The 13,240-nt window shown below is 54.2% G+C and carries 9 protein-coding genes; 4 read left to right on the forward strand and 5 right to left on the reverse strand.

Features of this window, described 5'->3' with window-relative positions:
* Nucleotides 1-98: 98 nt before the first annotated feature.
* A complete protein-coding gene (locus METLA_RS0105440; RefSeq protein WP_024297587.1) occupies nt 99-1,454 on the reverse strand; it encodes a porin in 1,356 nt (451 codons plus the stop codon).
* Between the two features lie 343 nt (nt 1,455-1,797).
* Between METLA_RS0105440 and glnA the strand changes: the two genes are divergently transcribed.
* The 3 genes from glnA (at nt 1,798) to ntrC (ending at nt 5,856) form a co-directional block, all read left to right on the forward strand.
* Nucleotides 1,798-3,207 (forward strand): glutamate--ammonia ligase, encoded by a 1,410-nt coding sequence (gene glnA / locus METLA_RS0105445; RefSeq protein ID WP_024297588.1) that lies wholly within the window; start codon nt 1,798-1,800, stop codon nt 3,205-3,207.
* 197 nt (nt 3,208-3,404) lie between these two features.
* Complete coding sequence (gene glnL, locus METLA_RS0105450) at nt 3,405-4,454, forward strand: nitrogen regulation protein NR(II) (RefSeq protein WP_024297589.1); 1,050 nt, start codon at nt 3,405-3,407, stop codon at nt 4,452-4,454.
* Complete coding sequence (gene ntrC / locus METLA_RS0105455; protein WP_024297590.1) at nt 4,447-5,856, forward strand: nitrogen regulation protein NR(I); 1,410 nt, start codon at nt 4,447-4,449, stop codon at nt 5,854-5,856. Before glnL ends, ntrC begins: the two co-directional genes overlap by 8 nt.
* An 86-nt stretch (nt 5,857-5,942) precedes the next feature.
* On the opposite strand, the gene METLA_RS0105460 is transcribed toward ntrC, so the two are convergent.
* From METLA_RS0105460 to tnpA, 4 genes are all read right to left on the reverse strand, one after another.
* Nucleotides 5,943-7,367 carry a sigma-54 dependent transcriptional regulator gene (locus tag METLA_RS0105460; protein WP_024297591.1) on the reverse strand — a complete coding sequence of 475 codons (1,425 nt, stop codon included), beginning with the start codon at nt 7,365-7,367 and terminating at the stop codon, nt 5,943-5,945.
* A 559-nt stretch (nt 7,368-7,926) separates the two neighbouring features.
* Nucleotides 7,927-9,519, reverse strand: coding sequence for an IS66 family transposase (gene tnpC, locus METLA_RS0105465; RefSeq protein WP_024297592.1), 1,593 nt, complete (start codon nt 9,517-9,519; stop codon nt 7,927-7,929).
* A gap of 64 nt (nt 9,520-9,583) precedes the next feature.
* Nucleotides 9,584-9,934 carry an IS66 family insertion sequence element accessory protein TnpB gene (gene tnpB / locus METLA_RS0105470; RefSeq protein ID WP_024296659.1) on the reverse strand — a complete coding sequence of 117 codons (351 nt, stop codon included), beginning with the start codon at nt 9,932-9,934 and terminating at the stop codon, nt 9,584-9,586.
* Nucleotides 9,922-10,209 (reverse strand): IS66 family insertion sequence element accessory protein TnpA, encoded by a 288-nt coding sequence (gene tnpA / locus METLA_RS21795; RefSeq protein ID WP_024297133.1) that lies wholly within the window; start codon nt 10,207-10,209, stop codon nt 9,922-9,924. The genes tnpB and tnpA overlap by 13 nt, the downstream gene beginning before the upstream one ends.
* A gap of 705 nt (nt 10,210-10,914) precedes the next feature.
* Here tnpA and METLA_RS0105475 point away from each other — a divergent pair.
* The gene (locus METLA_RS0105475; protein ID WP_152539387.1) at nt 10,915-13,233 is read left to right on the forward strand and encodes an Ig-like domain-containing protein; all 2,319 of its coding nucleotides are present in this window, start codon (nt 10,915-10,917) and stop codon (nt 13,231-13,233) included.
* Nucleotides 13,234-13,240 lie beyond the last annotated feature (7 nt).

The raw sequence follows: 13,240 nt of genomic DNA on the forward strand, positions 1-13,240 counted from the left end.
GTCTAGGGTAGTTATTATCCAATGAGCGTAACCGACACCCTAATAACAAAATGCGCCCTGAGGCGCATTTTGGTGAAGCCTAAATTTGTCTTGCCGAATTAAAAACTGACCGTAAAGTCCGCCGAAAACAGGAATTGGTCAAGCTTGCCGGTCGTTGCTCCGCCGTCGCCGAATGGCCGCGCGCCGTCCGCCCAGTCATAGCGCACGTTCGGACGCAAATTCAGCCATTTGACCGGTTTCCAGTTGATGCCTGCCGTCACCGCATAATAGCTGGATGGTGCACTGGTTGCGACAAAATTGCCCGCCGCCGCGAAACTGTTGCCGCTGCCGTCGGTTGCCGCCCCTACCCGGCCGGGAGCGAAAACCCGAAATCCGTTTTGGTCGCGGAACCACTCGCCACGGACGCCTGCGGTCAGCGTGTCGCTGATGTCGTAATACAGATGCGTGTTGATGCCATACCATTCTGCGTCTTCAAGACCGTTCGCGGTTAAGACGCCATCGGCAAAACCGTGATCGTGTTGCAATACCCAATGAGTCTTGTCGCCAATATCCTGTTTCAACACCACGCTGTACATGCCCCAGGCTTTGCTGCTTTGCTCGGAAGTGCCGCCGTAAGTCCCGGTCACGTTCAAGGACGTTCCCGAATCCGCGTTGGTCCAGGTCGCGCCGGCAAGGCCCGCCCAATTGCCCAGATGCTTATCCCAGCCGCCGTCCCAACCGCCGGTCGCGCTGCCGGTCACGACGCCGCCGACCACCGACCAATGATCATCGACCGTGTAACTGCCGAGGATACCGGTATGGGTGAACGGCTCGCCGTATTGCATCGTATAGGCGTGCGTGTAGAAGAAATTATCCGGCGCCGGAACGGTCTCGTAACCGATCGGCGTATAGAAATGACCGGCCTTGATATTCAGGCCATTGCCGATCGGCAGATAGGCTTCCAGATAGGCTTGCGGCATTGCCAGATCGTAAAAACGGTTGTCGTTGCTGCCCAGCAGATTGAGATCCCAGTGATTTCTGTTCAATGGCACGCCCGAATTTACGTCAAATGCCGGCACTCCGTAGGCTTGCGTGAAGATCGCATCGGTGCCGAACATCACGTCGAAACGGAAGCCGACATCGAAACTGTCGCCTTCGGTCGCTACCGCGCGTTGCAGGAACAAATTCAATTGATTCAATTGAAACTCGGCCGACCGGTCGCCGAATGTGACCGGTCCGTTGAAATTATTTTCCGGACTGATCGAATTATAGGTAATACCGGCATTCGCCCAGCCGCCGACCATCAGCCCCCAGTCTTTCATGAACTTACTCTCATTCGGATCGCCCGCGGCCTCCAGCAAACGCTCGGCCTCAAGCAGGCCCTTGGCCTCCGCGGTGCTCAGTGCGCAAGCAAGCGCGACTCCCACCGCCAAGGGTTTAAGGTTGAAACGAACATTGCATCTGTGATTTTTCATAGCAATAACCTTATTTGATGAGTCTATAAGAAATTAATAATTTGCATTAATTATTTAAGCAAATAAGATGCCAGGCATGATTTTTTTAATTTTGTCAGCAAGATAGCATCAACACGGCGCAAGCAAAACGTATCAGGCGTGCGATACGAGCGATATAACCCCCTATAAGCACTACTTTAGTGCATAATTTGCACCAACATGATGCATTCCTAGTAAATTTTCTTTGTGCCTTCGTAAGCGCGCGGACGAATGATTTTTTTGTGGATCATCCGGCAAAAAAATGTTATCGTAATTGAGTTTGGCTAATCCATTTGACACAAATCGATCCTAGGAGACTCAATAAATGTCTGTAGAAAATGTACTGAAAATGATCAAGGAAAACGACGTGAAATTCGTCGATTTCCGTTTTTGCGATACCCGCGGCAAAGAACAGCACGTCACCTTCCCTGCACACTCGATCAGCGAAGACACCTTCGAAGAAGGCAACATGTTCGACGGTTCTTCGATCGCCGGCTGGAAACACATCAACGAGTCGGACATGATCCTGATGCCCGATCCAAACTCCGCGGTGATGGACCCTTTCTATGACGACGCGACACTGATCCTGCGCTGCGACATCATCGAACCGAAAAACATGCAAGGCTATGAGCGCGATCCGCGTTCGATCGCGAAACGCGCGGAAGGCTACTTGCAATCCACCGGCATCGCCGACACCGCGTTTTTCGGACCGGAAAATGAATTCTTCATTTTCGACGACGTGCGTTGGGGTTCGGACATGAGTGGCTCTTTCTTCAAGATCGACTCCGAAGAAGCCGGCTGGAACTCCGAAAAAGTCTATCCCGACGGCAACATCGGCCATCGCCCCGGCGTAAAGGGCGGCTACTTCCCGGTCCCGCCGGTTGACTCGCTGCAAGACATGCGCTCCGCAATGTGCCAAGTGCTGGGTGAAATGGGTCAGACCGTCGAAGTGCATCACCACGAAGTCGCGACCGCGGGTCAATGCGAAATTGGCGTCCGCTTCAACACTCTGGTCAAAAAAGCCGATGAAGTGCTGGAGTTGAAATATGTAATTGCGAATATCGCGCACGCCTACGGCAAAACCGCGACCTTCATGCCGAAGCCGATGGTCGGCGACAACGGCAGCGGCATGCACGTTCACCAATCGCTCTCCAAAGGCGGCGTGAACCTGTTCACCGGCAACCTGTACGGCGGCCTGTCAGAACTCGCGCTGTATTACATCGGCGGCATCATCAAGCACGCCAGAGCCCTGAACGCCTTCACCAACGCCTCGACCAACAGCTACAAGCGCCTGGTTCCGGGCTTTGAAGCGCCGGTCATGCTGGCTTATTCCGCCCGCAACCGTTCCGCATCGATCCGTATTCCTTTCGTAAACAATCCGAAAGGCCGCCGCATCGAAGTGCGCTTCCCGGATTCAACCGCGAACCCTTACCTGGCATTCTCCGCGATGCTGATGGCGGGTCTCGACGGCATCCAAAACAAGATTCATCCGGGTGAAGCGATGGACAAAGACTTGTATGACTTGCCGGCCGAAGAAGCCAAAAACATCCCGCAAGTCTGCCATGCGTTCGACCAGGCGCTGGAAGCACTCGATCAAGACCGTGAGTTCCTGACCCGTGGCGGCGTCTTCACCGACGACGTGATCGACGGCTACATCGACCTGAAAATGGCCGAAGTGACTCGTCTGCGCATGAGCACCCACCCGGTCGAATACGATATGTACTACAGCTTGTAAAACCGGTTTACACCGCATCGTAGCTCGACAAAAAACGCCCCATAATGGGGCGTTTTTTTTGCTCCGCCCTATGCTAATATCCAGGTTAGTAGGTAAACGCGCCCTAATCGTCCTTTTTTCGCACTTTTTTGAACTTTGGTCTGTAAATTGCTTAACTAAAGATCGAAAGGCTATGAGTTAAATTTTAAGGGCAAGCCATGCATAAAAGGATACTGGATCACCTGAATTCCGCGATTTTATTGTTCGACCAGGATCTGAACCTGGCCTACATCAACACCTCGGGCGAAGTGTTGCTGGCCGACAGCGCCAATCAATTGCTCGGTCAAAATGCACAAGACTTATTTAAGACCTCCGATCCGGCCCTGCTCGCCAATTTGAAACTGTCACTGACGATGGCCGAGCCTCTGCTCGATCGGGCGCTGAGCTTAAACCGGATTGGCCAGACCGTGACGATCACTTTTAGTGCAACGCCGATCTTAAGCGGCGAAGGACGCACCGAAATTCTGGTCGAATTGTTGCAGGTAGACAATCACCTCAGAATATCGAAAGAAGAACAATTGTTATCGCAACAAAACACCGCCCGTCTGCTGGTCAGAGGCCTTGCGCACGAAATCAAAAACCCGCTGGGCGGCCTCCGCGGCGCGGCGCAGCTTCTGGATCTGGAGCTGATCGATCCCGATCTGAAGGAATACACCGGCATCATCATTGCCGAATCGGACCGGCTGCAAGGCTTGATGGACAAGATGCTCGGTCCGAACAAACTGCCGAACAAAAAGCCGTTGAACATCCATGAGGTACTGGAACGCGTCAGGCAACTGGTCGAAGCCGAAACCAGCGGCAGCCTGTTGATTCTTTGCGACTACGATCCGAGCATCCCCGAGCTGAAGGCGGACAAGGACCAGTTGATTCAGGCCGTGTTGAACATCGTCCGCAACGCGGTGCAGGCCGTCGACGGCGCCGGCGTGATCAGGATCAAAACCCGCATCAAACGCAATGTCACAATCGGGCGCAAATGCCACAAACTGACGGTCAAAATCGACATTACCGACAACGGCCCCGGCATCGACGCCGAAATGATGAATCAGATTTTTTATCCGATGATCACCGGACGCCCGGAAGGCACCGGCCTTGGCTTGTCGATCGCGCACTCGCTGATCAGCCAGCACAGCGGCCTGATCGAATGCCAGAGCGAACCCGGCAACACCACCTTTTCCATCCTGTTACCGATAGAGTCCGGCCATGACTAAACCCGAAACTGTATGGATCATAGACGACGACAAATCGATCCGCTGGGTCGTCGAAAAGGCGCTGCAGAAAGCCAACATGCAGACAATGAGCTTTGCGAGCGCGAAGGAAGTGTTGAACGCGCTGCAACACGACAAACCCGACGCCCTGCTGACCGACATCCGGATGCCCGGCATGGACGGCTTCGAACTTCTGGACCGCGTGCAGAAAAATTATCCGGACCTGCCGGTGATCATCATGACCGCGCATTCGGACCTCGAGAGCGCGGTATCGGCCTTTCACGGCGGCGCCTTCGAATACCTGCCCAAACCCTTCGACATCAACGAGGTCGTCGAACTGGCCCAGCGCGCCTGCACGCACAGCCGCCAGCAGCAGGAAAACCAGAAAGAAGCCGCCGCGCTCGAGTCGGCACCCGAAATCATCGGTGCCGCGCCGGCGATGCAGGAAGTCTTCCGCGCGATCGGCCGGCTGGCGCGCTCGAACATCACCGTGCTGATCAACGGCGAATCGGGCACCGGCAAGGAACTGGTCGCCAAAGCCCTGCACAAGCACAGCCCGCGCGCGAAAAACCCGTTCATCGCGCTGAACATGGCCGCGATTCCGAAAGACCTGATGGAATCGGAACTGTTCGGCCATGAAAAAGGCGCCTTTACCGGCGCACAGGCCCGGCGCGCCGGACGTTTCGAACAGGCCAACGGCGGCACGCTGTTTCTCGATGAGATCGGCGACATGCCGGCGGAACTGCAAACGCGCCTGCTCCGCGTGCTCGCCGACGGCGAGTTTTATCCGGTCGGAGCACATCTTTCGGTCAAGGTCGATGTGCGCATCATTGCCGCGACGCACCAGAATCTCGAAGTGCTGGTCGAACAGTGCCGCTTCCGCGAAGACCTGTTCCACCGCCTGAACGTGATCAGGATACACATTCCGCCGCTGCGCGACCGCAAACAGGACATCCCGCTCTTGCTCAGACATTTTCTGAGCCAGGCCGCGCAGGAACTGAATACCGAAGTCAAGACCCTGCGCCCGGATGCGGAAAACTATCTCAGCAGCCTGGACTGGCCCGGCAACGTCCGCCAGCTCGAAAACTGCTGCCGCTGGCTGACCGTGATGGCGTCCGGCCGCGAGGTCCACCAGCACGACCTGCCGCCCGAATTATTGAACAAGCCCCAGGAAAAGGAAGCGGAAAGCGGCAATTGGGAGTCGATGCTCAGATCCTGGATCGACCGCCAGCTGCTGACCAAGGAACACGAGGTCGCCAAGCAAACGATCCCGACAGTCGAAACGATCCTGATCCAGGCCGCGTTAAATTTCACCCACGGCAAACGGCACGAAGCGGCCATTTTGCTGGGTTATGGCAGGAACACCCTGACCCGTAAAATCAAAGAGTTGGGCATCGAGGAATAAAAAATAAGGGGTATGACGGGAACAGAATCCTCATCATGGCCCAACAATAAAACACCTTAAAACGGGCATCGTAAGCGCTGAAAAAATCAAAATAGGCCTTGTGCCCACCGGCAACGATTTCTATCAGGACATAAAGCACACGTCGTAGTGCCGCATTTCAACTGGTACTTGTCGATCAATCGGTGCAGGCTAACCCGGGAAATACCAAGTAATTCCGCGGCGCGGCTGACATTATTATTGGACTGGTACAGACTGGCGACAATCATATCGCGATCTGACAAGGCGCGCGCTTCTGCAAGAGGTCGCAGTATGCGTTCCTTAACGCGTCTTTCAAGGTTCAGATCCTCGGGGGTCAGCAGACGGTTTTCCGACATGACAACGGCATCGCGAATACAATTGATTAATTCTCGGACATTACCCGGCCAATGGTGATTCTTTAAAACAAATAGAGCATCTGAATTAAATCCTTTCGCCTTATATTTATTTTGATTTGCGGTAAATTTATTAAAATAATACCAAGCCAATTGTTCTATGTCGCCGTCTCTTTCTCGCAGCGGCGGGGTTGTCAATACCAGCTCCCGAAGGCGATAATAAAGGTCTTCCCGGAAGTTTCCTTTTTGCACGGCTTCCTTTAAATTTACATGGGTAGCGGCAATAACCCGCGCATTGACAGGTACCTTTACCACTCCGCCGATACGTACGATCACTCGTTCTTCGAGAAACCGTAACAGATTAACTTGCTGTTCTAATGGCAGGTCGCCGATCTCATCCAAAAACAGCGTCCCGCCCTGAGCCGATTCAATCCGACCTATTTTTTGCTGTTGTGCTCCGGTAAATGCGCCTTTTTCATAACCGAACAGTTCGGCTTGAATCAAATCTTTCGGGAACGCGCCACAGTTTATTGCAACTAACGTATTCCCGGAGCGGCTTGAATGATAATGAATGGCGTTAGCGACCAACTCCTTCCCTGTTCCGGTTTCGCCTTTGATGAGCACCGAGCAGTCTTCTTGGTAAGTTTTTTCAAGTCTCCTGAAGAACTCTAACATTACTGGACTGCTTCCAATAATTCCATAGTTAGAGGCATATTCGGCAAAACCTTTTTGCGCGCTGGCGGCAATTTCAGCCATGCCATGGGCATGGCCCAAAGCAAAAACCAAGCGATCCATTTCGATTGGAATAGTTAAATAATCGTAACAATATTCATTGATTAATTTACTTTCTAAGGAAGAAGGTAAAATCTCTGGCATACATTCTTTCGGCAACCCCATTATCCAATTAATCTGACTGAATGAATAAAATAAGCGGTTGATCTCCATACGGAACGTATTTTCATTGCATTGACTGATTAAGCATAAGCCGACATGGATGTCATGGTTGCTTAATATATTGGAGGCCTGATCAGAATTGTTAGCAACATGCACATTCCAGTTAAGGTCTGTTAGATTTTTAGCTATGCCATTTTCACAATCAGGAGGTTGAAAAATAATCACTTTACGCTCTTTGCCAGGCATATCTTTATCTCCAAAAATAAAACCTCGGGGATTTTGTGATTCTATAAAATCACATACGCTCTAAGCGCTTAACACAAAGCTCGCTAGCACTGCGTCTTTATAAATTCAATGCGTTACGGCAAATCAGGACGGCAAAAAGTTCTCGCTACCGGCTTAAAATTCACTTGTGATCGCTTGCCGCAGAACCATTGAGTTTAATGACTTCTTGCTATTGCAAACCTTCTTTTTCCCTGAATCGCCATTTCCGCGCTTAAGCATGCCCTAACACAAAATATAAGGTAATTGTCCTCTCAAGTTGTGAAAAATTCAGTGCGTCAACGTACATAAAGCCAAAGCACCAGACCGGCTTCGATTCGATAGGTACTCGTTCACAAAGATTTTTTGTGTGCTTATCGAAAGGCCGTGCAACCTTTTATTAAGTCATTATTAATCATAGAGTTTGTGCGGATATTTTCACAAAATAAACCGCTTGTCTATAGCCCTTTAGTCTACTTTGTTTTCGTTTGACGAATCGTAAGCGTCCAACCCTACCACATAGCGAGGTTGATGGGGGCGTGATTTAATGTGATTTGCCGAAAGGCAGTAGTTCGTCGATACGGCTGTTAGGCCAGGTAGGCAGTTTTTCGAGGGTGTCTTTTAGACAGGCCGAAGGATCGAGGCCGTTGAGCTTGGCCGTGCCGAGCAAGGTTTGAATCACAGCCGCGCGCTTTCCGGCGCGTTCCGAGCCGGCAAAGAGCCAGTTCTTTTTACCCAAAGCGATAGGTCGGATGCTGTTTTCAATCGGGTTGTTGTCGATTGGCAGATCGCCGGTTTCAGCATAGCGTGTGAGAGCGATCCAGCGTTTCAAGCTGTAGTCGATGGCTTTAGCGGTCGCGGTATTGGGCGCGGCGTGGGTTCGGGTGCGTTGCAGCCAGTCGTGCAGGCCGGCCAGTGCCGGCCGGCTTTTCTCGGCACGCAGGCGTTGGCGTTCCGCTGAACTCAGGCTTTGGCCTTCGGCTTCAATCGCATACAGCACCGCGATGCGCTGTAAGGCTTCTTGCGCAATCGGGCTCTGGCTGGCCTGGAACAGGTCGAAGAATTTCCGCCGCGCATGCGCCCAACACGCCAGTTCGATACATGGCTCAAGCCGAAGTCGAGTTTCGGGATGGGCGCGGGCGGCCGCAAACAAGGCTTTATAGCCGGCGTAGTCGTCGACCACGAGATGGCCTTGCCAATCGCCTAGAAACTGCCCGGCATGCCGGCCGCTGCGACCGGCTTGATAGTCGAAGACGATGATCTTGGGCCCCGGTTGTAGGTCATTGCTGCGGTAGGCCCACAGGTAGGCTTTCTTGGTTTTGCCGTTGCCGGGATCCAGTTGCGGCACCGGCGTTTCATCGGCATGAAGACTCGGCCGTTGTTGAAGATGCCAGGCCAGGCGATCCGCCAAAGGTTCCAAGGCGACGCCGAGACGTCCGACCCAGTCGGCCAGGGTGGAACGGGACAAGATCACGCCGTCGCGGGCGGCGATCTGCTCCAAGCGGTAGAGCGGCAGATGGTCCTGGAATTTGCTGATCATCACCCAGCTCAACAAGCCGACCGCCGCCAGACCGCCATCGATCACCGCCGGCGGAATCGACGCCGCCGTCACGGTCTCGCAGCTCCGGCAGGCATATTGCGGGCGGATATGGCGATGGACGAAGAACTTCGCCGGCTCGACATCCAGTTGCTCGGTCACATCTTCGCCGATCTTGACCAACTCCCGGCCGCAGTGCCCGCAGGTGCAGGATTCGGGTTCGTGGCGGTGTTCGATGCGCGGCAAGTGAGACGGTAACGGTTGCCGGCCGGCGCGCAGGCGTTTGGGGCGGACCACCGTGGTACAAGGACTGGCATCTTGCAGTTGCTCGACTTCCGCGTCGATGGCCGAAATATCCGTGTTCCAGGTTTCCTCGAACACATCCCGCTGCAGCGGGGCCAAGGCTTCGCTCTTGGTGCTGAAACGGATGCGCTTGTAATACGCCAACTCGTGGGTCAGCGCGGCGATTTTGACGTCTTTGCTCTGAATGGCTTTGGCATCCCGCTCAGCCTGCTCGATCAGCGCTTGAATCAATGCGGCTACTTCGGTTTTTGCCGAAGGCTCCAGGTTCAACTGATCGAGTTTGGCGAGGGGATTCATGGCCGTTATTATACTGCATAAACCCACTGAACGCCTTGATTTTACTAGGTTTCAATACCGTGCCTTACACCCGCCATTCTGTTGACGGTTGTGCCGATAGCCGTTGCCAATCGACACCAGCCACAAGCCACTGCCACTGGGCCTGACTGAGCGCAAAGACCGGGTCAGAGGCTTTGGGCCAAACAAAACTGCCTCGATGCAACCGCCGCTGGCACAGCCAAACCCCATTGCCGTCCCACAGCAACAGGCGCAAGCGGTTGCCGGCACGGTTGCGGAAGATAAAGGCCGATCCGCAGCCAGGCGGGTGCCCCAGGCTTTGCTGGACGATTGCGGTTAAGCCATCCAGGCCGCGCCGCATATCGACCGGCGCCACCGCCAGCCAGATCTGTGCCGGACTCGCAATCAAGCCAGGCATCGCAACAACTCAGCCACCCAGCGCGCTGATACGGTAGCGGACAACTCCAGGCGGTGACCTTGGGCATGCGTGAAGACAATCGCGGCAGGCGCAGACGGCTGAACATGCACCGGTATTAAGGCTGCCGACTCTGGCTGGGGCAATTTGCGATAGTCGCTCAAACGCGCCGTGAAGGTACGGACATTGAGTTGCCGCTCGGCGCAATACGCGGCTTGTGATAGCCCGCTACGTTGCCACGCTTCAATATGCTGACGCCATTTCGCTGTGATAGCCATGCCAAAACTCCTGACAAAAAAAGGACAGGATGCAACAGACGAAAATTATTTTATAGGCGGTACGGTTGAACGCTTACGACGAATCCGCAACGGAGCCGCTTCATAAACAAGATACACTCTCATGTAATAAATATAAATAAGTCAAAAAGACATTGATTTTAAAAATATAAATCTTGTTTTTAATCGATGCTATGGGAAGAGTGTCACAAGTCTGAGGGGCAATCATCTTAGTCGTGTTACACCTACGATTTGCTCTTTTTCACCCCACAGTGCCGCTTCATTGCCAGGATCGAAACGATTGCAATCATTTCTGAAGTGCAAACGACAATGCCGTTTTCCTCCTTTAAATTTCTCTAAGCGACTGATTTAATGGAATTGATCCGTGTGTACTCACACTTGAATCGGTGCCTGCACGCAAATACAGTCTCGCCTCTCCACAAGCCCTACCGCCGCTTTCTACATCCTTCTCTGTATCCCAAACACTACAGCCATCCCTTCCGAAGAATCTCCTCCAGCGCGCATAACATGATTTTTATTTTATAAATCAATATCTTGTGTAATATGGCATAACTATTGCGTCTGCGCTATGTAGGCAAAATTATGGGCGTTGCTTAATTTATTCTCATAGAACAACCCATAAGTTCGAGCCCGATGCCCTACTAAAAAACCTTAATAAAGTAAACGCCATAGTATGAGGTATTCAAAATGAAACTAAAACGCACACTGTTTGCCGCTGCACTCGCCACGGCAAGCCTAGCCGCACACGCCGACCTGGCGCGAGTCGGCCCAACCAACCTCCCCTCTCCGGCGGGACATGGTTTTCCGCTTTGGTATCAAGATCTGAACGGCATGGTCCTCGACCTTTGCCTGCCCAATGCCAGCGATCCTGGCGCGGGGCAGCAGAATGCCTGTTTACTGGTCGGACCCGGCCTGCCCGATCCGCCCTACAGTTTTCCGACCAACTTCCCCGACGAGGCCTTTTACTTTAATGCCACGTCGGTCATGGATATGCCGGGAGGCAAGAAGGCTACCCTGGTTCTGGCTCTGGAAGCGGCCTTCTCCGTAGGACCTGTGGTTGTGGGCGATCAGATAACATTCACGCGTATCCGTGTATTTGCGGGTGTTCCCGAGCCCGGTATTTACACGGTGACGCATCCTTACGGCGTTGAGACCTTCCCGGTCGACGCCGTTTCTGCCGGCAATCGCGACATCGTCTTCAGCGAAGACGTCGGCGTGGCACGCGGCGTGTTTGACGGTGCAATGAAGAGCCGGGTCGGGCCTTTCCTGCAACGGTCCGCCAGCGCCGGCGGCGCGCCACTCGCCCCGATCACCATTAATGGCGCTCAATTCCTGTCGGATGGGCTCGCCACGGAATTCGTAACCGGCAGTCCCTTCGGCACCAATTATTTAGAGATCTGTGGCCTCCAGCCCGACGGCGTCACACCCATTATACTGGGAGACCAAGGGGCCAGCGGGACGTGCGTTCGTTCCGATCAGTTCAGCCTGATGGGACGCCTGCATGATTTTGTGGCAAACCCAATTCCCAGTCCGCTGGAGATCTTCAACGGCTTCTACCGGCGTGATACCGCCGGCACGCAGGTCGATGTGTATGCCCGCAACATCAAAGCACTGCCCAGTCAGCCAGATCCTTCGTTGACGGCGGCCGCAGCGAACATAGCGCCGGTCAAGATGATCCCGTTCGGCCTGACTGCGCTCGGGGAGTACTATGCCCAGGGCATGGTGGATCCCAGCGGCACGTTGCCGGGGGCCATCTCGGTCATCAACAGCGCCGATACGCCGCCCAGCATGGTGACGAAAGATGCGGTCGATGTCGTGACGGCGTCATCGGCGAATTACGATTACTCTACTGATACGCTGACCGTTATCGCGACCAGCAGTGATAAGGGCTTTATTAGACAACCGCCACTGGTTAGTGATTCTCCGCCTGTATTGAGCCTCGACGAAACCAAGTACCCAACTCATACGGCAGCATCGACCGGTAACGCTACCGATCCGGCCGAAGTCCGACTGACAGCGGCAGGTATTGGCACGCCGCCGGATACCGTGACCGTTAAATCTTCCGCCAACGGCAGTGGTACATTCATCGTGGCGCGCAATCAGGTAACAACAAGCGTCAATACCACGCTCGGGGCTGGCGTGCCGTTGGCCCTGGATGACAGCGCAACGGCTACCGTGGGCGGTCCGGCATTTGATATTCCGGTTACCGCCAACGATGTCGCGAACGCGGCGGCTCCGATCACGTCTTTGCAACTGGTCGGACCTGCAATCCCGGCGGGTTCCGGCACGGCGGCGGTTAATGGCACAAGCATCACGTACACGCCGGGCTCTGTCAATGGCGACGTGACTTTCCAATATACGGCTACCAACAGCGTCGGGCAGTCCAATGTGGCAACGGTATTAGTCTCCGTCGCGGCATCCGCGGCTGGGCCTGCGCCAATTGCTAATCCCGATGGACCGGTCAATGTGGCCGTGAATCAGTCGGTAGTGATCGACGTGCTGGCCAACGACTCGGCCAATGGCGGTGCGCTGGCTCCGACGTCGGTAACGGTATCCAACGTCACCGGCGGCACGGCGACTCCTGATGCAACCGGCAAGGTGACTTTCGCGGCCGGTGCGACGGCAGGTAACTTCGGCTTCGATTACACCGTAGCGAATGACAATGGGCAGGTTTCACCGGTGGCGCATGTCACGGTGGCGGTCGTTGCGGCTGAGAACATCCAGATAACCTCCGCAACATGCAAAGTCATCAATGCGACTTCAGGCGAATGGCGGGCCAGAGGTACCAGCTCAGTGCAGACGAACAACAGTATCCAGTTGTATCTGACCGCAACGGTGCCGGCCGATCTGAATACCAATAAATTGGGCGCCGCGGTACCTGTGCTCGCCGGCGCGCCCAATGGCACCTGGGACTTCCGGTTAAAACCAGGACCTGCGTGCAAGACGCCTATCAGCTTGCGGTCCTCTGCGACAGGCGCTAAGAGGGAAAATATCGGTGTTAATTAATATCAGA

It is taken from the genome of Methylomicrobium lacus LW14, assembly GCF_000527095.1.
GTDB classification, from domain to species: domain Bacteria; phylum Pseudomonadota; class Gammaproteobacteria; order Methylococcales; family Methylomonadaceae; genus Methylomicrobium; species Methylomicrobium lacus.

Excerpts from the sequence above, each read along its gene's own strand:
- METLA_RS0105460 (WP_024297591.1), bottom strand. The coding sequence starts at position 7,367 with ATGCCTGGCAAAGAGCGTAAAGTGATTATTTTTCAACCTCCTGATTGT.
- ntrC (WP_024297590.1), top strand. The coding sequence starts at position 4,447 with ATGACTAAACCCGAAACTGTATGGATCATAGACGACGACAAATCGATC.
- tnpB (WP_024296659.1), bottom strand. The coding sequence starts at position 9,934 with ATGCCTGGCTTGATTGCGAGTCCGGCACAGATCTGGCTGGCGGTGGCG.
- glnL (WP_024297589.1), top strand. The coding sequence starts at position 3,405 with ATGCATAAAAGGATACTGGATCACCTGAATTCCGCGATTTTATTGTTC.
- tnpC (WP_024297592.1), bottom strand. The coding sequence starts at position 9,519 with ATGAATCCCCTCGCCAAACTCGATCAGTTGAACCTGGAGCCTTCGGCA.
- METLA_RS0105475 (WP_152539387.1), top strand. The coding sequence starts at position 10,915 with ATGAAACTAAAACGCACACTGTTTGCCGCTGCACTCGCCACGGCAAGC.
- METLA_RS0105440 (WP_024297587.1), bottom strand. The coding sequence starts at position 1,454 with ATGAAAAATCACAGATGCAATGTTCGTTTCAACCTTAAACCCTTGGCG.
- tnpA (WP_024297133.1), bottom strand. The coding sequence starts at position 10,209 with ATGGCTATCACAGCGAAATGGCGTCAGCATATTGAAGCGTGGCAACGT.
- glnA (WP_024297588.1), top strand. The coding sequence starts at position 1,798 with ATGTCTGTAGAAAATGTACTGAAAATGATCAAGGAAAACGACGTGAAA.